Source organism: Corynebacterium mustelae (assembly GCF_001020985.1).
Classification (GTDB): Bacteria; Actinomycetota; Actinomycetes; order Mycobacteriales; family Mycobacteriaceae; genus Corynebacterium; species Corynebacterium mustelae.
This window is the reverse complement of the sequence record NZ_CP011542.1, coordinates 1,479,462-1,505,720: the sequence shown is the minus strand read 5'-3', so window position 1 is coordinate 1,505,720 and position 26,259 is coordinate 1,479,462. Positions and strand designations below refer to the sequence as shown.

Here is a 26,259-nt window from a genome sequence, read left to right as displayed (position 1 = left end):
GGAGATTCCACCCAATACTTCCTAAAACCCCAGGAAAGAACCAACCGCAACCCCACAATCCCCGACTTCCAAAAACCGGCACAATAACCCCAACCCACACGCCACGCTGGCAGCGTCGACAAGCACCCACACACTTCTACAAGTCGGAGATTTACACACAACCTGACGCCCGTCCCAGCCGAAACTGGTCAAACCGCCACAATCCCCGACTTCCAGGAAGCAGGCAGAAAGCAATTGCACAACGTCCAACGCCGCCAACGTATGCGTGTGCTGGCGGCGTTAGGCAAATAATCCCGTTGGGACGCTATCTACCCTGGAGTCAAATTGACTGGTGCGCACAATTGGTGACATTAGAAAAACAACACCAGATCCAGGTGTGTTATCCCAAAGGCTTAACTTCAGGGTGTGCTTGGCGGAGCCGTTAACGGGGCTTTGGGTTATGCAATTTTAGTTATTTTCAGCACCACGTCCTCGCTGTGTCCCGCACCAGCACCATGGCTGACTGTGCGGGGGAACCTGCCGAAAGTATCTACCCGGAACTGTGGATTTGCAGCAACCCAATCATGCAGGCGAGCTGGTAACAAAAACGCCGACTCCGGCTTTCCTAGGTGGTTGGACATGCCGGATACATCGACGTGATGCACCATGATCAACGTACCGTTTGGGGCAATGCAACCTAAAAGTTTTTCTCGCGTGGCTGCGTCGTCAAGCAGTGGTGTATAAAAAGCTGTCACCAAATCAAAGTTGTCTAATTCCGCAGCTTCGAATGAGTCATTAATAACCGTAATGTTCTCTCCTATTCGTGCAGCCGCAATCGGTGACGGTTCCACTGCAGTAACGCTAAAGCCTTGCTGTTTGAGCCACCGAGCATCTGCTCCCTCACCAGCGCCAATGTCCAAGGCTGTACCTGGTGCGAGCTGTGCCGCCTCCCGGATCAGGGATTCGTTGGGGTTTCCGCTCCACTTGTGCGATGATCCTTCTTCATACATGTCGTTTTCCATAACAGACACTATAGAACGTGGATGGGGATCTTATGCTTTTGCGGTTTTACATTGAATTTCCAAAATGAATTCTCCAGCACCTCATAGAACGAAAAATACACGACCACTGCAACCATTAAGGCTCTTTCAGTGCAATAGTCGTGTAGGAAATAGTGATACGGCTATGTCCGGATTAGGCGCGCTCGACTGGGTTTCCGAGTTTGCCGATTCCGGGGATTTCGATTTCAATGAAATCCCCAGGGAACATTGCCTCGGTGCCAGCTGGAGAACCAGTGCAGATGACGTCGCCGGGCAGCAGCGTCATGGACGCGGTAATAAATTCGATGATCTCACCTAAGTTCATGATCATCTGATTGGAATTTGAATCCTGCTTAGTGGCGGTCACACCATCGTGCGTAAGATGCGCTTTGATCGGCAAGTTGGATGTATCGATGGAATCAATATCCGTTTCAATCCACGGCCCAAGCGGTGCAAATGTGTCAATGCCTTTGGCACGAGCCCACTGACCGTCGGCGAATTGCAGGTCACGGGAGGAAACATCGTTGATGATGGTAAAGCCAAGAACCACAGATTTCCAGTCCTTAGCCTGGACATTCTTGCATGGTTTACCGATAACCAACGCTAGTTCCCCCTCAAATTCCACTTTGGTAGCGAAATCGGGAATCTTTATAGCTGCCCCCGGACCGATCACAGCCGTTGGTGGTTTGAGGAATAATGTCGGTGGCAAGTGCTCTGCAGATTTTTGGAACACTTCCGCCACATGGTCGGCATAATTTCGGCCAATAGCAACGATCTTGCTGGGAAGCATCGGGGCCAAAAGCCGGACATCGGCAAGATCGTATTCTTTACCGGTATGCTTCGGAGGTGTAAACGGGGTGCCGTCGATAACGCGGCACTTCTCTTCGCCTTCGACGCCGTCGATTGTGCAGAAAAACATTCCATCGGGAGTAGCTATTCGTCCAAAACGCATAACGGGCATATTACTACGTCTACTGCACATTATTGGGCGATTACCCCCTTTGGCGATTTTTCCACACCAGAGCTTATGCAATCACCATTAATACTGCAAGGATTTCAGCGTGGAAACGTTCAACGTAGCCACCTGAGCCAGATACAGTTCCGCACATGCCAAGGCATCGGTTAGTGCATTGTGGTTTCGATAATTCGGTAAGTTGTATCTGCTTCGTACCCGCGCGAGCCGTAAGTCTTCACCCCGCGGATATGTACCCATCCGCTCCATATGCCGTCTTTCAATGGCAAAAGTATCCACGAGTAGAACGTCAAAGGGTGCACCAAAATGCCGTTTGCAGGCTGCATCCACAAAACTTGATTCCAGAGCCGAGTAGTGGTTGAGCATCGCTCGACCCCGCAACGCCACTAACAGTTGTTCGATGGCTTCAGCTTCGGAAACTCCTTGGGCAACCATATCATCAGTGAGATGGTGAATTACGGCGCTTTCTCCTACTTCGGCCCCAGCTACCAACACGTAGCCTGCACCACTTAGGTCGATTCTACGGCCATTAACGGGTACCCAACCGATGGAAAGGATCTTGTGTTCTTCTGCCTTTAATCCAGTTGTTTCCATGTCAACCGCCAAAAGCGGCGCATCACCAATCCGGGTTGAACCAGGAACGGCTGTAGCGGAATAGAATTCCTTGAGTGCACCAGTGGCTTTGTTTTTCTTATTAAATAGACCAAACACTAGATGTTCCTCACTGGGTATTTTGTTGCCAGCGCTGTTTGCATGGATTTAATAATTTGGAATGCATCCCTAAGATGCTCCCGATCCATCTTGCCTAAGGAATTAGGGTCAATGTGGTAGGTTGGTGCTTCGCCACGGCGCACCTGTTCAGCTTGTTGGTGTAGTGCAATAACGTTTAAAAAGTCGAAAGCATCCACAAGATCCTGGGCACCTTTTACTGAAACCGCGCCCTGCCCTGCTGATTGTGTCAACCGTTGTCGGGTTCCAACAGCCGAAACCCCTGAGGATAGTGCAAACAGCCGTGCCATCTGCACGATCGCCGCTGTTCCGCCTTTCTTCACATCCAAGGTATTGGCGTATTCTCCACCACGGTCAACCACAAATCCTCGGAAGAACCCCAATGGCGGTTCCCTGCGCGCCGCCAGGGTGGCTAGGTGGGCGTGCATGCGGCTTGCGGGTTGGGCCATTTCGGTGGCAGCCCGGTGTACTTCGTCGGCGAGTTCTTGGTCGCCGTGGATGCACCGGAAGTCGAAGAAGGTTTGGGCGTGGAGTAGGTTGTCTGGTTCGGGTGCGGTGATCCATTCGCGGAAGGTATCTATCCATTGGTGTTGGGTCATGCGCCATTTGGGGGTCATTGCCATCATGTCGCCGGGGCACAGGATTTGTCCGGCTTCGTCTAATCCGCGGCAGACGAATTCGCTGAGTTCGGCGAAGTAGGTTCCGTGTTGGGCTTCGTCGTAGTCGTTGGATAGGACGAGGCAGTTGTCTTGGTCTGAGGCTAATCCCATGCCGCGGCGGCCTTGGGAGCCGACAACTACGAAGGAATATGGGATGGGTGCCGGGCCGAATTTTTCTTCGCCGAGGGTTAGCAGGCGTCGGGCTAATGAGTCGGCTGCGACGGTGAGCAGACCGGATACTTCTTCGGGGCTTGCACCGCGTTCGATGAACCTGACTGCGACATCGTCGGCGGATTTGAAGACTTCTCGAAGTTCCGCTGGGTCGGATTTGCGGGCGAGGTCTGCGGTGACATAGATGGGGTCGTTGCGCAATAGCCGCATGATGTCGGGTGAGGAGACAATGCCGGTGAGTTTTCCGTCGTCAACCACGGGGAGGTGGTGGATGCCGAGTTCACTCATGATGATCATGGCTTCGAAGGCTTGGGATTCGCTGGTAGCGGTACGGGGGTGGCTTGTCATGATGTCGCTGACCGGTAGGGTTACGTCGAGGTTGACGGCGACGACTTTTTTGCGCAGGTCGCGGTCGGTGACGATACCATGCAGTTCGCCGGCTTCGACGATCAGTAGTGATGATACGTTTTTTTCTTGCATCATCTGGGCGGCTTCTTGGATGGCGGCACCGGATGGGACAGTGGCTGGGGTTGTGATCATGAAGCTGCCGAGTTGGGTACGCAGGATGTCGTTATTGGTGTCACTGCGGAGGTTTTGCGCAGCGGCGTTCATTCGTTTGGATTGGGAGGAGAAGAAGCGTGCGAAGTCTTCAAATTCATCGGCCACTGGGACGAATGCTTCGCGGGGCAGGGTCAGTAGCAGACTGTCTTCGACTGCGACCATTTGGTAACGGGAGGTACCATCACCCATGAGGGTGGAGTATCCGAAGGAGCGGCCAGATTCGCGGCGGTCGAGAAGGGTCCCTTCGGAATCTAAAACGTCGACGGCGCCGGAGCGAATGATGTAGCAGTTATCATTTTCCGCACCCAGTTCGATTACTGTGTCACCGCGTCGCACGTACACCATTCCCATGTGTTTGGTTATGTCGGTGATTGTGTCACGCGGTAGTGAGGCGAATGGCGCTGCGGTGTTTAGGAATTCCCGTACTTCTTCAAGTTCAACCGTCATGCCACCATCGTAGACGTGACGCGAACTACAATTCAGCAGAATCTATAAGTTATTTCACGCTACTAACTATTTTTCACGTTGGTCCATAGTTTTTGCGTTGCCGGGTTGCCCTTGGCAGCGTTCTTGTCCGGTGTTTGCTTTTCGACGTTTCCTGGCGGGCTGGGTACCCACATGCGGTGTTATCGACGATAGCGGCAATGTGGGCGTCGTAAAGCATAAACCGGAACTGGGAACGCAGACGCATGGCTTTGTTTTCTATTTCCCCAATTAGCTGGGGCCTTTAGCCTTAAGATTGGTACGTTGTTGTCCGATTTTTTTTAAAAGAAGGTAGCTGTGACACAGAAAAACCCGTATCACATGACGCAGGCGGAGTGTGAGAAGAAATTAGCGGAGGATGAGACCTGGGCACCGGGGTGGGAGGCCATCGACCGGGCGTTTGAAGCGTTGTATCCAGGGCAAGAACCAGACCACTTTGCACCGATCATTCCGGCGATGCTTGGTGGCGACAGCTACTTAGACGGCAAGTCCATCTACACCTCCCCCAATGGATATAAACATTTTGTCACCTATGGTTTTACATACTTGTATGCCGACCCGGAGCATTTAAGTGATGGGGAAAATGGGTTTGGTTTTGAACTGACTTTCAAGCTGGCGGATGTCAAGGACGATGGGCTGTGGGTGATGGATCTCTTGGAAAATCTCGCCGGGTATGTCTTTGACAGCGGTCGAGTTTTTGAACCGTATCAGTTTATTAAAGGCTCCGGTGAGTCGATCCACATCGGCGCCGAATCGGATATCACGGCTGCTATAACGGTTCCGGATACCGAAGCACAACCGCAATGGTCAGCCTTGGGCCGCACTGAGTTTGTGCAGCTGTACGGCATTACGGAGAAAGAAGTTGAGTGGTTAATGGAGCGAAATTCCCAGGATGCGGTGCGGGAATTAGCGGAACGTATCAGAAAGTATAATCCGCATTTCGTCACCGATATGTCCCGGACGAAGTCCTACGTTTAACTTACTGCCATGAAAGTTGCTCGGTACAGTAGGTAGCATGTGGCACACGACTGTACCTATGCTGGAGCGCCAGAAGTTCTCATCCATGATGTGGTTTCGGGATGATCTGCGAATAACGGATAACCTGGCGCTTCATCACGCCCGCAGCGTTGGGGATACCGCCGCGGTGTATGTCGTGGAATCGCCCAGCCCGGGAGTGAGGAAACTAGGCGGCGCTGCATCATGGTGGCTGCATCATAGTTTGGTGTCGCTGCAGGCTAGTCTTTTAGAACTGGGCATCCCATTGGTGATTGCATCGGGTAATGCAGTGGATATCATTCCCCGGTTGGCCGCATCGTTGCAGGTCACTACGGTGGCCTGGTCACAACGCTACCACAAGCCCCAAGCTGTCATTGATGATACTGTGGCTACGTTGCTGGCTAAGCAGGAAATAACGAGTTCGAGTTTTCCCGGCGCGTTGCTCGCGGAGCCTTGGGAAATTGTTACTAAAACCGCGTCGCCATATCGGGTGTACACGCCGTTTGCTGCTAATTTACAGGGGTTTCTTCATGACCGGCCGGTGGCAGAAATCCCGCCGGTACCAGCAAATAGTGGGGTGCGGCTAGAAGAGAAATTGGTGGAGCTTTTGCGCGCCGCACTTTTGGATGTGGCGTTGCTGCCGAGCCACCCGAGTCGAAACGAACCCGATTGGGCTGTGGATTTTGGTGCGTTGTGGACGCCGGGGGAACCTGCTGCGTGGCGCCGGTGGGATGCGTTTTCCCCTACGCTGCAGACTGCGGCGGGCCGCTATGCTTCGGAACGGGATTTTCCTGCAGTTGCTGCTACCAGTGGTTTATCGCCGCATATTCGGTTCGGGGAAATCAGTATCCGTACGCTTTACGACTCCGCGCGGGAGTGTGGCGATAACGACGATGTTTCGCGGTTTTGCGCGGAGTTGATGTGGCGTGATTTCGCGTGGAATAGGCTTTATCATCTTCCTAATTTGGCTACAGAGAATTCTCGCCGGGAATTTGATAATTTTCCGTGGCGAAGTACCCCTGATAAAGATTTTGCGTTGTGGTGCGAGGGGAATACTGGCTTCGCTTTGGTTGATGCAGGTATGCGGGAGTTACGCAGTACGGGGTTTATGCATAATCGGGTGCGTATGGTTACAGCATCGCTATTGACCAAAAACCTAGGGTTCGATTGGCGATTGGGGGAACAGTGGTTCTGGGATCAGCTTGTCGACGCCGACCCGGCCTGCAATCCGTTTAACTGGCAGTGGGTGGCAGGCTGTGGTGATGACGCCGCGCCATATTTCCGGATTTTTAATCCGCATAACCAGGCGAAACGTTTTGATCCCACGAATGAGTACATCACCCGATGGGTGCCGGAATACCCCACGATGGTGTATCCAGAACCGATGGTGGATGCTGGTGAAACCCGCCAATTGGCGTTGGCGGCCTACCAGCAGATAAAAACAAATCAGAGTTAGCTGTTGCTAGCTGCGGAGGTTTCATAAAATGCAAAGATTTCTTGCATGGGAACCGCTGTCCGTGTGATAAAGTCCACCTCCGGGTTTTCGCGGCTGAAAAGCGGCGGGAAGACCATGAATCCTTGGTCTGGTTTTAGTGCCTTCGTGTCAGCTTCCCACCCTTCCCACCGGAACAGGTCGTAGAACTTCGTGGTTGCACCACCAAGAAACGCATGCACGAAACCAGAGTGCCCCATGTCCAGGCCTTCCCATTCCAAGCCATCTGGCGAGAAATAACACACCTCGCCAGGGCTTATCCCTAACGCGCCGCCGTCGATGGCGAAGCGCCCACCCAAGACGTCGTGACCGAAAATCAACGCGCCAGGCACACTCGGTTCGGTGATGCCGCTTGCCTCGGCGATGCTAGGCAGCTGCGCTCCCCCACCGCCATAGAGACGAACCCAGCCGTGGTCGATGAGAATCCCGCCACAGTTATAGGCAATGCCGCCCAGAGTGGAGTGGGTTGTTACTTGCAGTTTATGGAGGGTGTCCGCCCCGGAATCGGTGGGCAGAACATCCACTGCCACTGGTGCCGCTTTGATTGCTTCTTGGATTTCGCCCCAGGCCGGATCGGTTACGTCCGTGAGTTGTTCAATTGTTCGAATTTCCATGACTCACAGATTAGTGCTTAGTCGAGCGGGTCATGATGAAATTTACACATTCGTTAACTCAACGCAGCTACTATCCGATCACCAACATCGACGGTGTTAACCGGACCCGGCTGACGGGAGGCAACATCGGCCTCCACTGCTTGTTCGATGCGGCGCGCATTGTCGTCATCGCCAAGGTGACGTAGCAGCATTGCCGCAGACAAAATGGCTGCGGTTGGGTCGGCGATACCTTGCCCAGCGATATCCGGCGCGGAACCATGGACCGGTTCGAACATTGACGGGTTTTTGCCTGTTGCGTCAATATTTCCGGATGCCGCTAATCCGATTCCACCTGTAACTGCACCCGCTAGGTCTGTGAGGATATCACCGAACAAATTATCGGTGACGATAACATCGTATCGGCCTGGGTCGGTAACCATGTAGATGGTGGCGGCGTCGATGTGATTGTATTCGACCGTTACCTCGGGGAATTCTTGCGCTACTTCGTCGATGGTGCGTTGCCACAACGAACCTGCATTGACCAAGACGTTGGTCTTGTGCACCAGAGTAAGATGCTTCCGACGTGCTTGGGCGCGACTAAACGCATCGCGGACGACTCGTTCCACCCCAAACCTGGTGTTTTGCGAAACCTCGGAAGCCACCTCGTGTTCCGTCCCTTCCCGCAGCACACCGCCGTTTCCGCAATACAACCCTTCAGTTCCTTCCCGCACCACCACAAAATCGATGTTCCCGGGGTTGGCAAGCGGCGAGGTTGCGGTTGGGAAAAGCTTTGCGGGGCGCAGATTCACGTGATGGTCGAGCGCGAACCGCATTTTCAGCAGCAATCCTCGTTCCAAAACGCCGGGGGGAACCGCACCCGGCGCGCCTATGGCTCCCAGAAGAATAGCATCGTGTTCCCGCAATGACGCTAAATCCGCATCGGTGAGAAGTTCGCCGTTTTTCAGGTAGCGAGTGGCGCCGAGATCGTATTCGGTGATGGTGATGTCGTCGCGCACCGTGTGGAGCACCTTGAGGGCTTCGGCGGTTACTTCGGGGCCGATTCCGTCGCCACCAATAACGGCAAGTTTCATTATGCGGGATTCCTTTCTCACTATGTGAACTCCTGGTGAAGTTTAGCACCCCAATCACCAATAGGCACCCTGGCACCCCCACCTGCCCTACAATGGAATTCATCAGACGTCTGATGGATCTTGCTGGGCTTTTCATTCAGAAAGGTTGCTTCTCATGACCACCCGCTCATTTCTCGTTGGCGCTTACGCCTCCATGCCTACCAACCTGGCAGAACAGGAACGATACTACGAATTACTTGCTGGACAAGAATGGATCACAGGCCTGGAAATCCCCTACCCCGGCCAACTCGCTGATCCCCAAACTCGCAACTGGTTAAGCCCGCACATCGCAAAGTTCCCCGACTCCATCATCACCGCCATTCCCGGCACGATGGTTAACGTTTGGGCCGACGACATATTCGGCCTCGCCAGCCCCAGCGAGCAAGGCCGGGCACGTGCACTAGCTTTCACAAAGGAGATCTACCAGATCGCCACCACGTTGAATGTTTCCACCATCGCGGTGCATTCCGCCCCCACTGCCCACTGCGATGCGGCAACATTCGAAGAATCAATGAAAGAAATTCTAAAGTGGGGCGATAAGACAATCATCATTGAGCATTGTGACTCCGCAACCCCGCACCACACTCCGGAAAAAGGTTTTTTAAGCCTCGAGGAAGAACTAGCCGTCGCTGAAAAAGTAGGCGTCCAAGTATCGATTAACTGGGGTCGTTCCGCCATAGACGGCCGAAGTGAGCACACCCCCATCGAACACATCACCGCTGCACAAAATCGCGGATTATTAGCTGGAGTGATCTTCTCCGGGGCATCAGACCGCGAAACAAGTTATGGCCCAGCCTGGGGCGACGGACACCTACCCAGCTCGATTCACGAACCAGCGTCTTTACTTAATCCAACGGCTATCTCTGCCGCGGCCAAAACAGCAGGCGAGATTTCATTTTTAGGCGCAAAGGTATGCGTCCCGCCTACCGCAACATTGGAAGACCGATTGGCGATGCTGCGTGTAATCTACGACGCAACTTAAAACCGCAACAATCGGTCTAACCAACCACAACCACCAGCGTCGACAAGCAAACCGCTACATCTTCTCAGCGCCACGGGCCGCCGTCACTAAATTCTCCACAGTGGATCGAACCGACGCTGGGATGCGCTGATCGTCTAGATTCAAGAAACCTTGCACTATCAAATCCCGTGCGTCGTCCTCGGCCAGTCCCATCGCGCGAAGATAGTCGAGTTTATCGTCATCAATCATGCCTACTGACGCTTCATGCGAAAGCTGCGCCCGAGCCACCTGGGCATCTAAGGCCGGAATCGACTCGATCTGACCAACATCTTTGAGCATCAAGCCGTCGCATTCCAAGAAACCTTTGGCATCGGCGACCAACGCCCGAAGCGTTGAACGGTTGCGAATCACACCACCATCAGCAACCATGCGAGCCACCTGCTCTGCCTGAGCACCGGGGCCGGTCAACACCACTGTTGACGCCATCTCGCGGGTAGTCCCGTCAGGAGCAAAAACGATGGCGTGATTAGTCACCGACGAGTCCTTGCCCACAGTCGTTACCGAATCCGAATGATGCTTTGTCAATCCCGATACCGCAACAGAGACCGAACTAGTGCTAGCGCCCTCGCCAATCGACGTGCGGTCGTAGGAGTGCACAGTCATGTTGGCACCCCACCTGTCAACATCAACGGAACGAACCTGTGCCCCGTCGCCGATGAAAGTCTCCGAAACCGATACGTGCGTCGCATGCGTCAGCGCCGGCGCAACCGCAGCACCGGAAACACTATCAACAACGGCATTCTTTCCAATAACCGTGATGTCATGCACAAATTGCCGCTCCTGCGGCTTAGTCAAAACAGTAAACGACTGGGTTGGCATAGTCACCCGCGCGCCGTCTTTAACCCACGTAAATGTACCCAATGGTTCTTGGGTCGATTCAAACGCCCGGCGCAACACCTCGTCCTCATCTGGGCTGATAAGGCTAAACATCAATTCCTGCACCCACGGCAACTGAATGAGCGCCTGGGCTAACGGCATAACCACCACATTGGGGTCATTGGTTACCATAGACCCAAAATGATGATCAACTACGATACTTGTCCCCGCGCGTTGCTCTTCCGGCGCCCAACCGATCGATGCTAACAACTCAGGAGTAACACTTAGCGGACCGATCCCATTTTCCGCTGCCGCCATCAATGGTGCAGCTGTAGGAGCAATTCCATTGCTCATCATTAATCATCCTCTCTACATATCTTCCCACAAGCGTTCCATGCTTAAGCTGCCACGTATCCGTCTTTGCGAATGCGATCAAATAGTTCACGTGGCGGTGCCGATTCAACTATCCGACCATCAACCATCAAATGCCCCATGACCGCATCAACCCCATCAAGAATGAAGCCAGTGTGCGTAATGGCCAGTACCGCTCGTTTCTCCCCCGTACTGGTAGGGGTATGCAACAAATGATTAATAGCGGAACTGACCACATTAACTTGCTGCAAATCAACACCAGATTCTGGTTCGTCCAATAAACACATCGTGGGATCATGAAGTCCTAACTTGGCCACTTCCCAGCGTTTTACCTCACCACCAGAAAAACCACAGTTCACGTCACGGTCGATAAGATACTCCACTCCAAGCTGGCTGGCAGTGGCATCCAACCGGCTTGTTGCCCCTATCGCCTGCGCTAATCGACGCACGGAAACCCCCGGAATCGATGGTGGGCGCTGAAATGCTAGCCCCAACCCACACCGGGCCCGCTCATCCACTGAAAGTCCCGCCAAGTCAGTTGAGCCCAATAGGGCTTTCCCTCCTGTAATTTCAAACGGTTTAATTCCCATCAAACCGCATAGCAATGACGATTTACCTGACCCATTCGGCCCGATCAAAACATGGCATTCGCCCTCGTTAATCGTCAGTGACACATCATGGCAGATTTCCCTATCCCCTACCGAAATACTCACGTTTTCCAGACTCAGTACCGGTTTGGTAGACATAACTACCCTCCTTACACGTTGGGCAGGTGGGCGGCGCCCACACCATCAAACCACACACCTGCGGGATTTAATGCTCTCAATCCCTATCGTAAGTTTGACTCCGAAATAATTAAAGAAACAGCAATCTTTTTCCCGAATCCCCCACCAATGCCCCCACATTCGGGGGAGCAAGAATCGGCCAGATTGGCCCCAACCAACCACTGCGTCAATCCTTGTCCCAGCTGCGTCGAACTGGCGAAACCGGGCCAAGCCAGACTATAAGGAAGTCAGTTTTCTACCCAAGAAATCTATCCTCGGCAGCATTATCCTGCGAAAACAATCGCACTTCCACGATGCGACCACCATTGACCGTCAACAGATCAATCCCACTTTGATCCATCTCTATCGTCTCCCCCGCATCAGTCACCCGCGTACCGGTAAACCTAACCGGAACCGCAACCACTTGTTCATTCACCATCGGCACATCGGTTGGCTGCACCGTCAATGTCCCTTGGGAAAATTCCATCATCTTTTGAATATGCGCAACAACATTATCGACACCCACATAGCTACCCGAGAACTGGTTGTTGCCCGGTTGGTGCCACCGCACCTGTGGATCTAAAAAGCTTAGTGCGTCAGCGATTCTGCCGTTAGCCAACGCAGCAAAGTACTCTTCTACAATCAAACGTGGTTGATGAGATTGCTGTGACATGTGGTTGCCTTCCTTGCATATCGAAAAACCAATATGAACTGTGCTGATAACCCAATGGTTACACACAACCCCACAGTTACTTCAAGGTAACTATGACCCAAGGACACTATGATGCCTGACACACAATGGAATGTGTTTTTCGCCGATTGCCCCTCCCGCACATCGCTTGCCCGAATAGCCAACAAATGGACGGCGATGATCGTGATCTACCTCGCAACCGGCCCCCGCCGGTTTGGCAACATCAAGAAGGAACTAACCGGGATCAGCGCCAAAGTACTCACTGACACTCTACGGGCATTGGAACGCGACGGGATTGTCAACCGTGAAGAATTCCCCGGAATCCCTGTTCGGGTGGAGTACCGACTCACAGACTTGGGTGAAACATTAATCGAACCCCTGTCAGCCTTGAGACAGTGGGCTGAAACATATGCAGCAGATGTTATGCAAGCCCAAGCAGCATACGACACTAAATTCTCCCAGTGCGCCAGCACTGAAACTACCGGCAACCGGCAAAATAAAACGTTACCCCACATTACCATCTGATATAGCAGTAATGCGGGGTAACGTTGCGCAGCTATTTTAAAAGGAACTACCCTAGATCCAATTGGAAAGCTTCCGCCTTGAGATCCGACGCGATCTGTTCCAGTAACTCTTGGGAAACCTCACTATCAACACGCAGAATCAACACGGCACCGTCACCAGCAGATTCCTGAGTCAAAGCAGCAGCAACAATGTTAATGCCAGCAGCCCCTAACGCCGTACCAACTACACCCAGTGCACCTGGTGCGTCCGCATAGTTGAAGAACAAGTTCCGGCCAGCAGCCCGAAGGTCGATACCACGGCCATTAATCCGAACGATCTTCTCGACTTTATCTAAGCCAGTCAACGCACCAATAACGGAAATGCGCGTGCCATCAGATGCAATGGCGGTAACGTCCAAAACCGAGCGGTGCGAAACTGACTGCGGTGCGGTAGAAACCTCCACCTTAACGCCGCGTTCCTCCGCTATCGACGGAGCATTAACGAACGTAACTTGCTCATCAATAATCCCGGAGAACAAACCGCGCACCGCAGACAAACCTAGAACGTCAACATCCTCAGTGGACAATTCGCCCCGAGCTTCAACTTCCAATCGAACCGGTGCCTTACCCAACATGTGGCCAGCCACCAAACCGAGTTTGCGGGCCAATTCCAACCACAGGGCAACCTCTTCGCCCACACGACCACCGGAAACATTGACGGCGTCGGCGACAAATTCCCCAGCTAGTGCCTTAAGAACCGAAGCAGCCACATCGGTGCCCGCCCGGTCTTGTGCCTCAACGGTAGATGCTCCCAGGTGTGGGGTCACTACTACTTCCGGCAGCGAAAACAGCGGCGAATCCGTGCACGGCTCGGTCTCAAAAACGTCAAAACCAGCACCCCGGATATGGCCCGCGGTGATTGCGTCCGCCAACGCTTGCTCGTCGACAAGCCCGCCGCGCGCCGCATTAATGATAATTTGGCCCTTCTTTGCCTTGGCAAGCAGCTCAGCATCAAACATGCCAGCGGTTTCCTTGGTCTTTGGCAAATGGATCGTCACAAAATCGGAACGCGACATGAGATCGTCAAGATCGGTAAGCTCCACACCCAATTGGGCGGCACGCGCCGGGTTCGCATAGGGGTCGAACGCAAGGATGGTGGTTTCGAATGCGGCCAACCGCTGGGCGAAAAGTTGCCCGATGTGGCCAAACCCCACGATGCCAATGGTTTTTCCGAAAATTTCCACCCCATTAAATGCTGACCGCTTCCACGTTTTCTCCCGAAGGGTTTTGTCTGCGGCAGGGATCTGCCGGGCAGTAGAAAGCAACAAGGAAATAGCATGTTCGCATGCGGAATGAATATTAGAGGTTGGCGCGTTAGCCACCATGACTCCGCGCTCGGTTGCAGCGGCAATATCCACGTTGTCTAATCCAACACCAGCTCGACCAACAATCTTGAGCTTTGGTGCAGCTTCGAGAACCTCGCGGTCCACGGTTGTTGCCGATCTGACTAGTAGCGCATCGGCTTCGGGCACTGCTTTTAGTAATTCGGAGCGGTTTGGCCCGTCTACCCAGCGCACCTCCACCTTATCTCCGAGCGCGTCGACTGTGGACTGCGCGAGTTTGTCTGCAATGAGAACTACAGGAAGGCCATTCTGGCTCACGTTGAAACTCCTGGGAAAAACCGTGTTGTCCGTGTAACACCGACACGACCGCGCCGATGCTACCCGTGTCCACACCTGGCTTCGCGGCGTGCGACTGGTTAAAGAGTTTAGTCCAGTTTTGCCTGCACAATAGTTACCGCGTAGCGAAATTCATCAAAAATACAGTTCAAACCATCTTTTGACGCCACAAACCAAACCACCATCGGGGGTACTAATCATCATATCGATTGAGCACAACCGGACGGGGGTTTAGCTCTTTGACCGTTCCAGCGGTAGCAGGATCGTCCTTTTCCAAGCTCAAGCCCGGATAGATTCCAACCGGAAGATTCGCCATGACAGCATGATAACGGTCGGGGTTGGTGACGCGTGTTTGCCACACGACTGCCAACTCATCGGCGGGTGCAGGGCACTGCGCGGGAGAAAAATCCACTTGATCTACAAGCAAAATCTTCTGCGGTAGTCCTTCGTTGCGAACCATAGTAGCTAGCCAGTTTTGCGTAACCTCAAACTGTTCGATTGTAGGTTTTTCCAGTGCAACACCTACGTTAGGTTTCTTTAAAATATCTGCCCAGCCAGGGTCGGAGTTAAGCTCCGGGTGGATGATGAGTGCGTAGCCACCAGCTTGAGATATCGCGTCAACCCATACATCTACCACATGGGGTGCCATTGCTGTGGCATCAAGAACAAAACTGGGTGAGATTATTCCATCAAAAACTTGGCCGTGCGTTGCCTCACGGCGTTTTAATTGGGCAATTTTTTCGCGCACATCCAGTGGTGCGTCGGGCCGTGCCTCCGCCAACCGAATGGTTTCCGTTACCACGATGCGTTTGGGAAAAACCAAACCACGTTTGCCCTCCCCTGGCTGATACTGAGCAGTAGCGTCCAGTAATTTTATCCGATGCGCCAGTTGGTCAGCACTGCCAAAGTGACTGCCCAACGCCACCACAGGTTGATCCGACAGCCCCGTCACGTGCCGCATCGTTTCAACGTTAAACCGGGGATCCGGATGTTCAAGGATGCGCACCGTAGCGCCGAAAGCGCGTGCTGTGGCGATAGCCGCAACCGAGGATTGAGCAGAGGCGAGAACAATGGGAGCGGTATCAGCATCCCGACGTGATTGTGCGGGAAACGGTTGCAATCGAACCGCCGGTTGCGGAGTTGATGTAGTTGTTGGGCGTATCCAGCCGGGTTGGAGCAAGGTTGCTTGCTCGCCGCCGAGTGCGGCTACTGCGCGGGGAACGTCGTGGGGGAACGTGATCCCTTTCGGCTTGAAAGAAAAAGCCGTTAACATACCGAGAGCTTCCGCAGTTCCTGGGTCTTTGATGATGGTGAGCTCCCCTTGGGTTGCGGCGAGTTTGGTGTCGCCAACTACTAGTACGTAGCGGGCACCGAGACGGTGGATCTCTGCGAGTACTGCATTCCGATTACTGTCTTGGATTGTCAGCATCGGTGCGTGGCTTACTACGGCTATGGATGCGGCGCGTAATTGATCAGAAATGTCCGTTCCGGAAACGACGACTGTCTCGGAGCTGTCAAAGAAGTGGCGGGAGGCGTCTATCCCAGCGTTTTCGGCACCGTCAAGAACAACAGGATGTTTCGGATAATGTTGGGCCACGTGGCGGTTGAGGTTGGCGCTAAGTGCGTCTTTGAGGTCCAGATTGGGATGGGCGTGTGCCGCGATTTCTTCGCTGGTGCGGGTTTGGACGACGGCTAGGTTCTCCACCGTGCAAGCGCCCAACAGGAGTGCTGCCGTTACGGCAACCGCTGCACTGCTTTTCGACGCCACCGCGCATCCTTTTCCCTAGATCGTTTCGTTCGTGTTACCGGTCAAGCGAAAGCGCCCGGACCTTCTTCTCCCGCATATAGGTTAGTTTCGTCAACATCATGGACGGCTGCAACCCCCATTGCTTCTTCGATCATGCGTAGTATCCGTTTGCGCCGATCATTGAAGAATTCTGATGCTTGGGCTTTAAGCAAAAGATTGGGGTCTAATAAATGGGACTCTAGCACTGCGTCAAATTCGGCGTCGTCTAGTAGGCTCTTTGACTGAATCCGGTACAGGTAGCGTGCTGGTGAAGCTTCTTCAACCATAACGTTGGTTCGCCTGCCCATGGGAGTGCGGTTAAGAACAGAATCTGCCAATATCCCGTCAATGCCGTTGGCGTCACACCACGTCCGGGGGAATATCCGGCGGAAGTGGGTACCTTGCTCAGTGAAAGTATCGCTGTCAAAAACTTTTCCGGTGCGCCAGTCTTTAGCTCCACGCCCCATAATCAGCGCATAGATGCCCTTATATAATCCGGAATTTGGGCCAGCTGATAGCAATCGGGATTCCACAAAGCGGGCTTGCGATATCGATCGCGGCAGTGGTACTTGTTGCGAGCCGTTCCAGTCGCGCACCCATTTTGTTACTTCGTCAACGTCTGTGCCTATGCGCACCATCAACGCTGGTGAACCGTATAGTTCCCCAAACACACCACACCAGAACCAGCGGTGGATTCGATCCCACGCTGCTTGCTCCGCCAATATATGTGGTTCTTCTGCCAGGACTGCGATCATCACCGCGAGTGGAATCAACTGGGATGAATACGGAACTTGTTCCGTGGTGAGTATACAGCGCCTGGACATGAAAATCGCGGCTTCGTGGAAAGCGGTGCGCATGGTCTCAGCAGCTGGTTTGTATTCCGCGAGGCTTAGTTGCAGAACTGATTCCCTAAACCCTGAGGCGCGTCCTTTTTTCGCGGTGACATACAACGCGACAGCGGTGAGGAAGTCCGTTCGGTCTATTCCATCAAGCGCCGGATGGGACCGCAGCACCGCATCGGTTTGAGCCCAGTCATCTTGCATGCGGAAATCGGGGTCTTCGGTGGCAAACACCGCCGTAAGCAATTCAAATACATCCATTTGCAAGCCCATGGAATTCGCTTGGGCGAATATTGACCCGATTCCTGCTTGGGCTGTTTCACGGTCGAGCCGAATCATCGGAACCGCGTACCGCACCAATGTCTTGATTATGCGGGTATAGAATTGTTTCGCCTGTTTTTTTGACTCAGCGTCGAGATTGGTGGCGATCTCAAACAGCTGATCCGTACCGGCGTCGAAAAGCAAATCCGAAACTGGAATATATCCCGCTGCGAGCGCGCGCTCTCGCGTAGCCAAGCCACCAGGGATTTCTTGGGCGAAATGCGACATAACCTTGCCGTTTTCATCGACGGAGATCACGGCTTCGTCTGGCATAACATCGGCAGAGACTGCTGTACGCACATCAATGAAGAATCGGCGCCGCACTTTTTTATTACGGAAATCCACCGATTCCACCAGACCATCACCCCGTAAACATTGATACAGGGTGGTAAGGCGTTGCTGACCATCCAATAACAATAGCCCTGGAGCAACGGAAGTATCTGGTGCGGAATGAATCGGCCGGGGCCGAAACCGCATTGGTTCATTGCGGGTATCCAACGCCATGATCGACCCCATCGGGTAACCCCGCAGCACGGTAACCAAAAGTGATCGGATTTGGTCAACATTCCACCGATATTCCCGTTGGAAGTCAGGTAGTTGAAGATCACCGCGGTCGATGCGGCTAAAAAGGTCGTAGAGATCGTAACTTGGTGTGGAAAAACCCATGACGTGAAGTTTAGCCGTTTACCCCTACACTGCTCATATTTCCAGTTCAGAGCTAGTTTTTACCAGGAGAATATGCCCCTTTAAAACACGTACGCTTTGCCACCTAACCGGAGGCTTGTCGTTACCGGCACGTTTCCTCATGCGCATGGTGACCATCGTCTTCGACTTGTACTGTCACGTGTTTTATTCCGAGATCATTAAAAGCGTGGTGCACTTGATCCAAAATGTCGCAGTAGTCTTTGGACGGCGAATCAGCCACAACATGACAGGAAGCAATGATTTCCGTCCCATCGAGTGACCATACATGCAGATCATGGATTGCCCGCACCCCAGGTAAGTTTTCGATCGACTGCGAGATTTTTTCGACATCTACCCCAACTGGCACTTGTTCTAATAGTACTCGCAGCGATTCCCACGCGAGTTTAAGAGATCTAGGTAAAATTAGCGCCGCGATTAACAGTGACGCCACGGTATCGGCCCACAGAATGTCAAAGAATTTCATGCAGATTGCAGCAACAATCACCGCCACTGAGCCCAGGAGATCCACCAGGACATGCAGATACGCGCCGCGTACATTCATATTGTCGTGTGAATGATTGTGCAGCACTTTTGCACCAATGGCATTGGCTACCAGCCCGATAGTACCAACCACCAACATAATCGTGGTGTTTACTTCTTCGCCCGCATTAAAACGTTCGAATGCCTCGTAGACGATCCACACGGAAATTGCGGAAACACTAATAGCGTTGGCAAATGCAGCTAGGACTTCGATACGCTTATACCCATAGGTCGCTTGAGCGGAGGCCTGCTTCCTTGCGATGGTGATGGCCAAGGCGGCAACTAGAAGTCCAGTGGAGTCGGACAACATGTGCATCGCATCAGAGATCAAAGCTAATGAACCTGATACCCAGCCACCAATCAACTCGGCCAGAAAAATCGTGGCGGTGAAGCCAAGAACCGTCATCAGGGCCGTTAAGCTATCCGCCCCATGATGATGGTGGTGGTGATGCCCATGACCGTGGTTATGTCCTCCACCATGATCGTGCGTATGCACATGTGAGTGCTCATGATTGCTAGGTTCGTGGTTACCCTGTCTGGTAGTCATCGACTGCCCCATCCCGGGATGGATAGCATGCCCCATGACGGTGTTATACAGCACAAATAGGTCGTCATCGTCGAAGGAGAAGTGATCATGTGCATGCGCTTTCTGCTGGGCGGGTTGCTGCAATCTCCGCGCGGAGTCGCCATATTTACACAAGTGCCTGCCGTATTTCCAGGAACTTTGATGGCAAGTCGCGGCCGATCGAAATACCGAAGTCACTGAAATTCCTTTCCGCCGCAACACCATGTGATTTTTGCCAAGTGCCAATGAGACACCACCACAAAGTTTGCTTTGCCTACTAACATACCTTAGGTTTTCAATAATGTCGATTTATTGAAAACGTCACCCGTCTATACACGCACAAGTTGCATCATCCATAAGCAAATGACGTAGAGTTCAATGTAATGAACTTTTACATCCACACGGTTTTAGACACGCGGAAATCTTTTTCAATAATTGCTCCTACCCCCGATAGAGATCAACCTAATAATGCACATTTTGGTGATAAAAGATAGTTATCGTATCGCCAGATTCCCATTCGCCATACGTCAGCACCACTGCCGCTTTTCGACGCACCCCCAGCCCTAAACGTAGCCGAAACCACCACGCAGTAACTGTGAGTACAGTCCACCACCCCGATTTTCACTAACGGGAAACCGCTAGTAGCACATCCATTTATGCCACTAGCGGTGAAATGAAACCCGATCAGTCAGATCGTGATCATGCAGTTGCGTCAAGCGGGTTCTTTACCCAGCTCATGAGATCACGCAGTTTGGAGCCGACCTCTTCAATCTGGTGGTTAGCATAAGACGCGCGCAGCTGCTCCAGCTCCTTGTTGCCGCCCTCGACGTTGGCAATCAACCGCTTGGTAAAGGTTCCGTCCTGGATATCCTTCAGGATTTCCCGCATGCGCTCCTTAGCACCGGCATCGATAACGCGCGGACCAGAAAGGTAGCCGCCAAATTCCGCCGTATCCGAAACAGAGTAGTTCATGTTGGCTATACCGCCCTCAAACATCAAGTCCACAATCAGCTTGAGTTCATGCAAGCACTCGAAATACGCCATCTCAGGTTCGTAACCAGCTTCGACAAGAACTTCAAAACCGACCTTGACAAGTTCTTCTGCGCCACCACACAAAACAGCTTGTTCGCCAAACAGGTCGGTGACAGTCTCCGCCTCAAAGGTGGTGGGGATAACGCCAGCGCGAGCGCCACCGATAGCTGCCGCATAAGAAAGGCATAGGTCCTTCGCTTCGCCCTTAGGGTCTTGAGCAACAGCAATCAAACACGGAACACCTTTGCCATCAACAAACTGACGACGAACCAAATGTCCTGGACCCTTTGGTGCAACCATACCGACAGTGATATTTTCCGCAGGCTTGATCAAGCCAAAGTGGATATTAAGGCCGTGTCCGAAAAGTACCGCATCGCCATCTTTAAGATTCGGTGCGATTTCCTCGGAATACACCTTTGCCTGACTCGTGTCAGGAACCAAGATCATGATGACATCCGCCCAGGCAGCCGCCTCCGCGTTAGACAACACGGTGAAGCCAGCTTCCTTTGCCTTTTCGGCCGACTTGGAGCCGTCACGTAGCCCGACAACAACCTCAACACCCGAGTCGCGAAGATTCTGGGCGTGAGCGTGACCTTGGGAACCATAACCCAAAACCGCAACTTTACGGCCCTGGATTAGAGTAAGGTCCGCGTCTGCGTCGTAAAGCAATTCAATAGCCATGAGAAGGTTGAGCCTTTCTTCGAGGGATCTTAGAAATGTTTATATCATATTATGAGACAAAAACCTGCATTTAGTCTCATTTTGCGGGATGGATTATTGCCGGAAATTGGGAGCCATCGTTTTCGGCCCGCGGTTAAGCGCAATCTGTCCGGAAGAAATCAACTCCCGGATACCAAAAGGCTCCAACACATCCAACAACGCACCGAGTTTTCCTTGAGTACCAGTTGCTTCGATAACAACAGAATCAGGAGCAACATCAACAACCCGGGCCCGGAAAATATTGGCAGCATCCACCACCTGCGGTCGGTTGGACGCATCCGCCGACACCTTGACCAGCATCAATGCCCGTGCGATAGTCACGTCTTCTTCCAGCCGCACGACCTTAAGCACCGGCACCAATTTGTTCAACTGTTTCGTGATCTGCTCAATCGCAATTTCATCCGCATCCACCACGATCGTGATCCGGTTGATACCGTCTATTTCCGTGTTTCCCGACACCAGCGAAACCAAATTAAAACTGCGCCGGGTAAACATTGCTGACACCCGGGAAATGATGCCGTCCTGGTCCTCCACCATGACACTGAGGATGTGACGAGAAATATCATTGTTAGCCATTAGTTTGCATTCCTTTTCTTTTCTCGATAACCCACATCAGTCTTGATTGTGTAGGAGTTCTTGTTCGGTCGGGCACGAATCAGTTTCAAATAGTGGACGCAAGCCCCTGGCATATTGAATATCCGAATTTGAGTGACCCGCCGCAACCATTGGCCATACCTGGGCATCTTGCCCCACTATGAAATCGATCACCACCGGGCGATCGTTGATTTCCCGGGCTTTTTGGATTGTTGGTTCGATCTCTTCTTCCTTGGTTACCCGGAATGCAGCACACCCCTGCGCTTCAGCTAACCCGATAAAGTCCGGCATGTACTCTGTTTGTTCCCGCAGTTTGGTATTGGAATAATGCCCGTCGTAGAACAAAGTTTGCCACTGCCGTACCATTCCCAAATTGCCGTTGTTGATCAATGCTACCTTGATCGGAAAGCCTTCCACCGCTGCGGTGGTTAGCTCTTGATTGGTCATTTGGAAGCAACCATCACCATCAATTGCCCATACTTCCTTTTCTGGTGCAGCTGCTTTAGCCCCCAATGCCGCAGGAACTGCGTATCCCATTGTGCCTAGACCACCAGAGTTCAACCAAGTGCGCGGCTTCTCAAAATCAATAAATTGGGCTGACCACATCTGGTGCTGTCCCACACCAGCGCAATAGATAGCATCAGGTCCGGCAAGACGCGACAACGATTCAATGACATGCTGCGGTTCTAACAAACCATCGTCAGTAATTTGGTATCCCCTAGGAAACCGCTCTTTTAGATCATTAAGATGCGCCATCCATTCCGCAATATTCACCCCATGTGGCGCTTTTGCTTTGAACTCAGTAAGCAAAGCCGACAGTACTTCCTTAGCGTCGCCGACAATCGGAACATCAACTGCCCGAATTTTGCCAATCTCAGCTGGGTCAATATCGGCATGAATGACTTTCGCCAGAGGGGCAAACGAAGCAGTGTCACCGGTTACCCGGTCGTCGAAACGCGCTCCGATGGTTATCAACAAATCACTGCCCTGCATTGCACCAACCGCAGGGACTGTGCCATGCATACCAGGCATCCCCATGTGAAGCGGGTGGGAATCCGGGAAAGAACCCAACGCCATAAGCGTCGTCACAACCGGAATGCCGGTGTGTTCAGCGAAAGCTTTTAACTGTTCCGATGCATCCGCCTTGATTACACCCCCGCCAATGTATAAAACCGGACGCTTAGACTCAGTGATAAGCTTGACCGCTTGCTCTATTGGCCGATTATGGGGAACGGTCACCGGCCGATAGCCAGGCAGGTCAATCTTTGGCGGCCACACGAAATCCATCTCAGCGGCCTGGATATCTTTAGGAATATCGACCAAAACCGGACCGGGTCGACCGGTGGAAGCAAGATGGAAAGCTTCGGCAAGTGCCTGCGGAATTTGTTCCGGGGATGTCACCATGAAGTTATGCTTGGTTACTGGCATCGTAATGCCACGAATATCGGCTTCTTGGAAAGCATCAGTACCCAGCATGTGCCGACCAACCTGGCCAGTGATTGCAACCAGCGGAACCGAGTCAAGGTAAGCATCCGCGATAGGAGTGACCAGATTTGTCGCTCCTGGACCAGATGTTGCAATGCATACTCCAACTTTGCCTGACACTTGTGCATATCCGGTGGCTGCGTGGCCTGCACCCTGTTCATGACGAACAAGAACATGACGTAGTTTTGTTGAGGAATACAATGCCTCATATAGCGGTAAAACTGCACCACCTGGCAACCCAAAGACCAAATCGGTACCAAGGTTTTCTAAGGACCGAACGATGGCCTCGGCACCATTCATGCGTTGCGTTTGTGCCTTTTGGCTACGGTTTGCCATCGTAGCGGGAGTGGGACGTAAGGAAGCTGCCACGACTTCTAACTCCTTGACTAGCTGTTATGAAACTTGCTGCGAACGTGCCATTCGCAGTTTCCCATCTTCACGCCCTATCAATAGGTGCGATAAGGGGTGAGGATGAAAACCCTTGGTAGGTTGAACCGTTAAAACAAAAACCCTCGCTTCTACACTTGTGGTGTGAAGGAGGGCGCTTGACGATTCGACTTGAACTATGAAGCCGTTACGGCAGGCGCCGCGCCGGTTACCACGAGTACAAGTCGAATAATGTTCATAGCGTCACATAGTACAACGCCAAGCACGCCAGGTAACAATCCTACCCCCGCAACTGGCAACTGTCTGCGTTTTTACCGTAGCTTCACCACCGATACCTCCCCCATTTCGGAATCACTTCCCACATAGATTTGTCATTTTTATGGGTTTGCCCGCATAGTTTCGTCGGTAAAAAATGCTAAGCCTAGTTTCCCGCTGCCACTACGACACCAAGACGATTATGCTCGAAGACTATGCCGTTTTCTTATATTGCGATTTCATTATGGTCGTGGATGATTGATACCGGGCTCTCGCTTGCATTATTGATCGTGATCGCATTTTTGATCCCGCGTGCCGGCAGGTTGGCGATGTATTTCATTACCAACAAATTCGTAGCGGAAACGGAATCCGACTCCAAGACACAACTGGCCTTCGCTGGTGTTGTAGTTTATATCGCTCAGATAATTTCATACTTTGTTGTTTTTGTCTTCATGCTCAAATCGCTGGGTTTTTCCCTTGCAGGAGCAGCTATCCCCGCAACCGCAGCTTCAGCAGCAATTGGTTTGGGTGCGCAATCAATCATCGCAGACTTTCTAGCAGGCTTTTTCATTTTAAGCGAAAAACAATACGGGGTTGGCGACTGGGTTCGCTTCGAAGGTGGGGCAACCAATATCGAAGGCACCGTCATCCAAATCACGATGCGTGCAACTCGAATCCGCACCTTGGCCGAAGAAACAGTGATAATTCCGAACTCTAAAGCCGGGGTATCAATCAACAATTCCAACCATTGGTCATCAGCTGTCGTCGTAATGCCCATCCCGCTGACTCGCGGCACCTCTGTAAGCGATACCATCGACCGCTCCACTGCCGCCGCTAGCCGTGCGTTGGCGGAACCTAAAGTAGCTGAAGTCGTTCTTGGACCTCTTGCGGTTCACCCAGCTGTCGGTATCACCGCCCCCACCACGTTAGGTATGCCGTGGAGCATAGACATGCGATTCTTGGTGCAGGTGAAACCAGGAAGCCAGTGGCTGGTTGAACGCGCCATCCGAGTCAAACTTATCGACGAATTCTGGGAAGAGTACAGCACCATAGCCGAAACCTCAACCACCGCCGAGCTCACTGCCCCGGCGCCTATGGTGGAACAACCAGCCACAACCCGAATCGCCTCCGCACAGCCGCAACCGGAGAAACCAGCCCCGGAAGGTACGCTTAGCCCAGCCGAGGCTGAAGCCCACACCGAACGGGGGCTCCTAGTTGAAGACGACCCGGCCATCACCGACAAAACAGCCACGTTCACCACCGAAGAAAAACCTGCCTCACTCCAGGAAGAAAAAGTCACCGGTTGGGAGCGGTTCTTTAGCGTTGGCGGCCGCACCCGAGTCTCTACAACCATCCTGCTCTCTGCAGCAGTGTTCATCCTTTTGCTTAAAGGCCTCGCGCTAAACCCAGAAGACTCCGATGCAAGCGGATGGTTAGCGCCCCCCACACCGGCCCCACGCGCAACAAGCACGGTGTCGCCGGATAACGAGGAATCCCAAACCGAAATAGTCACCGAACCAGAGACCGCTACACAAAGCTTGGAATTCAGCCCAACGGTATCGCAACCGCTTACGGAGCTACCTTCCGCTGCACAGTCAACAGAACAAGCCCCACCCCAGGCCGAACCTCAGTCACCGGAATCTGCCCTACCCCAAACCACCGAACCAACGAAGACGCCTAACGCCAATCCCGAAAACCAAAACCCCCTAGAACCTTTCCCACCAGGCGAAGCCCAACCTGTGGGATAACACCACACCTTAAGGCTTACTTCCTCCTCATAGGTTGAAACCTGTAATGGCAAAACCCGTGTTCCCTTCCATAACAGCATTGAACTACTATGAACTTCCATGAGCCTTCCCAGTGACGATACTGCCAGCGCCGCCACCTCTGTTGCGGAATTCAAGCCAGACCGCACCCACATTCTGGCGGCGGTCATCATGTCCTGCATCATGCTGCTTGTTGTCGGAGCATTACCAAAATTCCTATTGTGGCTACCGCTATTACCCGTAGTCTTCATCTACTGGGTGCTCAAATCCCGCACCACCGTCGACGAATCCGGCATAACCGCACAGTATGCGTTCAAAGCCACACAGCATGTCGCATGGGATGACTTCGCAGGAATCGGTTTCGCCCGATCAACCGCCTTTGCCCAAACCACCGATGACACTAAAATCACGTTGCCAGGGGTAAGTTTCAATTCGCTGCCTGACCTTGAAGCCGCTTCCGCTGGCCGGATCCCAGACGCCCTTACCCAAGGACGAATGGCCGCCAACGAAAAGGTTGTAATCGTTCACAAAGACGGCCGCCAAATACTCATATCCAAAGAAGAATACGACAACCAGCAAGCACACCACGATTCACCAACTGGTTCCGATAGTCCCACCAAGGACTAGTCCGCT

General features: G+C 52.8%; 24 protein-coding genes. 6 read left to right on the top strand and 18 right to left on the bottom strand.

The features are described from left to right. Window positions 1–21 precede the first annotated feature (21 nt). The 6 genes from CMUST_RS16790 to CMUST_RS16785 form a co-directional block, all read right to left on the bottom strand. Window positions 22–249, bottom strand: a complete 228-nt coding sequence (locus CMUST_RS16790; protein WP_158408205.1) for a hypothetical protein — start codon at window positions 247–249, stop codon at window positions 22–24. Between the two features lie 188 nt (window positions 250–437). Then, window positions 438–1,001 carry a class I SAM-dependent methyltransferase gene (locus CMUST_RS06930; RefSeq protein WP_052844575.1) on the bottom strand — a complete coding sequence of 188 codons (564 nt, stop codon included), beginning with the start codon at window positions 999–1,001 and terminating at the stop codon, window positions 438–440. A gap of 172 nt (window positions 1,002–1,173) precedes the next feature. Then, complete coding sequence (locus tag CMUST_RS06925) at window positions 1,174–1,971, bottom strand: fumarylacetoacetate hydrolase family protein (RefSeq protein ID WP_047261907.1); 798 nt, start codon at window positions 1,969–1,971, stop codon at window positions 1,174–1,176. An 87-nt stretch (window positions 1,972–2,058) separates the two neighbouring features. Further along, window positions 2,059–2,703: an exonuclease domain-containing protein gene (locus tag CMUST_RS06920; protein WP_047261906.1), complete on the bottom strand. Its 645-nt coding sequence runs from the start codon at window positions 2,701–2,703 to the stop codon at window positions 2,059–2,061. Then, the gene (locus CMUST_RS06915; protein WP_047261905.1) at window positions 2,703–4,559 is read right to left on the bottom strand and encodes a putative nucleotidyltransferase substrate binding domain-containing protein; all 1,857 of its coding nucleotides are present in this window, start codon (window positions 4,557–4,559) and stop codon (window positions 2,703–2,705) included. The genes CMUST_RS06920 and CMUST_RS06915 overlap by 1 nt, the downstream gene beginning before the upstream one ends. 73 nt (window positions 4,560–4,632) lie before the next feature. Further along, complete coding sequence (locus CMUST_RS16785; RefSeq protein WP_158408204.1) at window positions 4,633–4,803, bottom strand: hypothetical protein; 171 nt, start codon at window positions 4,801–4,803, stop codon at window positions 4,633–4,635. A gap of 89 nt (window positions 4,804–4,892) precedes the next feature. Between CMUST_RS16785 and CMUST_RS06910 the strand changes: the two genes are divergently transcribed. Then, complete coding sequence (locus CMUST_RS06910; protein ID WP_201779229.1) at window positions 4,893–5,573, top strand: suppressor of fused domain protein; 681 nt, start codon at window positions 4,893–4,895, stop codon at window positions 5,571–5,573. A 37-nt stretch (window positions 5,574–5,610) separates the two neighbouring features. Further along, entirely contained in the window at window positions 5,611–7,047 is a 1,437-nt protein-coding gene (locus tag CMUST_RS06905; protein WP_236690178.1) for a cryptochrome/photolyase family protein, read from the top strand. On the opposite strand, the gene CMUST_RS06900 is transcribed toward CMUST_RS06905, so the two are convergent. Beyond that, window positions 7,044–7,697 carry a DUF2625 family protein gene (locus CMUST_RS06900; protein WP_052844574.1) on the bottom strand — a complete coding sequence of 218 codons (654 nt, stop codon included), beginning with the start codon at window positions 7,695–7,697 and terminating at the stop codon, window positions 7,044–7,046. The genes CMUST_RS06905 and CMUST_RS06900 overlap by 4 nt on opposite strands. Window positions 7,698–7,750: 53 nt before the next feature. Further along, on the bottom strand, window positions 7,751–8,767 hold the full coding sequence (locus tag CMUST_RS06895; RefSeq protein ID WP_047261902.1) for a 3-isopropylmalate dehydrogenase: 1,017 nt from the start codon (window positions 8,765–8,767) through the stop codon (window positions 7,751–7,753). A gap of 154 nt (window positions 8,768–8,921) precedes the next feature. On the opposite strand from CMUST_RS06895, the gene CMUST_RS06890 reads away from it, so the two are divergent. Further along, window positions 8,922–9,788, top strand: coding sequence for a DUF4862 family protein (locus CMUST_RS06890; protein WP_047261901.1), 867 nt, complete (start codon window positions 8,922–8,924; stop codon window positions 9,786–9,788). Between the two features lie 54 nt (window positions 9,789–9,842). Here CMUST_RS06890 and CMUST_RS06885 read toward each other — a convergent pair whose 3' ends face one another. The 3 genes from CMUST_RS06885 to CMUST_RS06875 form a co-directional block, all read right to left on the bottom strand. Beyond that, window positions 9,843–11,000, bottom strand: a complete 1,158-nt coding sequence (locus CMUST_RS06885) for a SufD family Fe-S cluster assembly protein (protein ID WP_236690177.1) — start codon at window positions 10,998–11,000, stop codon at window positions 9,843–9,845. Between the two features lie 41 nt (window positions 11,001–11,041). Further along, window positions 11,042–11,761 carry an ABC transporter ATP-binding protein gene (locus CMUST_RS06880; protein ID WP_047261900.1) on the bottom strand — a complete coding sequence of 240 codons (720 nt, stop codon included), beginning with the start codon at window positions 11,759–11,761 and terminating at the stop codon, window positions 11,042–11,044. A 274-nt stretch (window positions 11,762–12,035) separates the two neighbouring features. Then, window positions 12,036–12,452, bottom strand: coding sequence for a nuclear transport factor 2 family protein (locus CMUST_RS06875; RefSeq protein ID WP_047261899.1), 417 nt, complete (start codon window positions 12,450–12,452; stop codon window positions 12,036–12,038). Window positions 12,453–12,560: 108 nt separating this feature from the next. On the opposite strand from CMUST_RS06875, the gene CMUST_RS06870 reads away from it, so the two are divergent. After that, on the top strand, window positions 12,561–12,995 hold the full coding sequence (locus tag CMUST_RS06870; protein WP_047261898.1) for a winged helix-turn-helix transcriptional regulator: 435 nt from the start codon (window positions 12,561–12,563) through the stop codon (window positions 12,993–12,995). A 46-nt stretch (window positions 12,996–13,041) separates the two neighbouring features. On the opposite strand, the gene serA is transcribed toward CMUST_RS06870, so the two are convergent. The 7 genes from serA to CMUST_RS06835 form a co-directional block, all read right to left on the bottom strand. Next, window positions 13,042–14,634, bottom strand: coding sequence for a phosphoglycerate dehydrogenase (serA, locus tag CMUST_RS06865; RefSeq protein WP_047261897.1), 1,593 nt, complete (start codon window positions 14,632–14,634; stop codon window positions 13,042–13,044). A 211-nt stretch (window positions 14,635–14,845) separates the two neighbouring features. After that, a complete protein-coding gene (locus CMUST_RS06860) occupies window positions 14,846–16,420 on the bottom strand; it encodes a cell wall-binding repeat-containing protein (protein ID WP_047261896.1) in 1,575 nt (524 codons plus the stop codon). A gap of 41 nt (window positions 16,421–16,461) precedes the next feature. Beyond that, on the bottom strand, window positions 16,462–18,264 hold the full coding sequence (locus CMUST_RS06855; RefSeq protein WP_047261895.1) for a GmrSD restriction endonuclease domain-containing protein: 1,803 nt from the start codon (window positions 18,262–18,264) through the stop codon (window positions 16,462–16,464). A gap of 121 nt (window positions 18,265–18,385) precedes the next feature. Further along, complete coding sequence (locus CMUST_RS06850) at window positions 18,386–19,585, bottom strand: cation diffusion facilitator family transporter (protein ID WP_236690176.1); 1,200 nt, start codon at window positions 19,583–19,585, stop codon at window positions 18,386–18,388. A 501-nt stretch (window positions 19,586–20,086) separates the two neighbouring features. Further along, window positions 20,087–21,100, bottom strand: coding sequence for a ketol-acid reductoisomerase (gene ilvC / locus CMUST_RS06845; RefSeq protein ID WP_047261893.1), 1,014 nt, complete (start codon window positions 21,098–21,100; stop codon window positions 20,087–20,089). A 93-nt stretch (window positions 21,101–21,193) separates the two neighbouring features. Beyond that, the gene (ilvN, locus tag CMUST_RS06840; RefSeq protein ID WP_047261892.1) at window positions 21,194–21,715 is read right to left on the bottom strand and encodes an acetolactate synthase small subunit; all 522 of its coding nucleotides are present in this window, start codon (window positions 21,713–21,715) and stop codon (window positions 21,194–21,196) included. Between the two features lie 36 nt (window positions 21,716–21,751). Beyond that, window positions 21,752–23,587: an acetolactate synthase large subunit gene (locus tag CMUST_RS06835; RefSeq protein ID WP_144414146.1), complete on the bottom strand. Its 1,836-nt coding sequence runs from the start codon at window positions 23,585–23,587 to the stop codon at window positions 21,752–21,754. A 488-nt stretch (window positions 23,588–24,075) separates the two neighbouring features. Here CMUST_RS06835 and CMUST_RS06830 point away from each other — a divergent pair, with 488 nt between their 5' ends. After that, a complete protein-coding gene (locus tag CMUST_RS06830; RefSeq protein WP_083987445.1) occupies window positions 24,076–25,608 on the top strand; it encodes a mechanosensitive ion channel domain-containing protein in 1,533 nt (510 codons plus the stop codon). Window positions 25,609–25,707: 99 nt separating this feature from the next. Further along, window positions 25,708–26,253 (top strand): PH domain-containing protein, encoded by a 546-nt coding sequence (locus CMUST_RS06825; RefSeq protein WP_047261891.1) that lies wholly within the window; start codon window positions 25,708–25,710, stop codon window positions 26,251–26,253. Window positions 26,254–26,259: the final 6 nt, after the last annotated feature.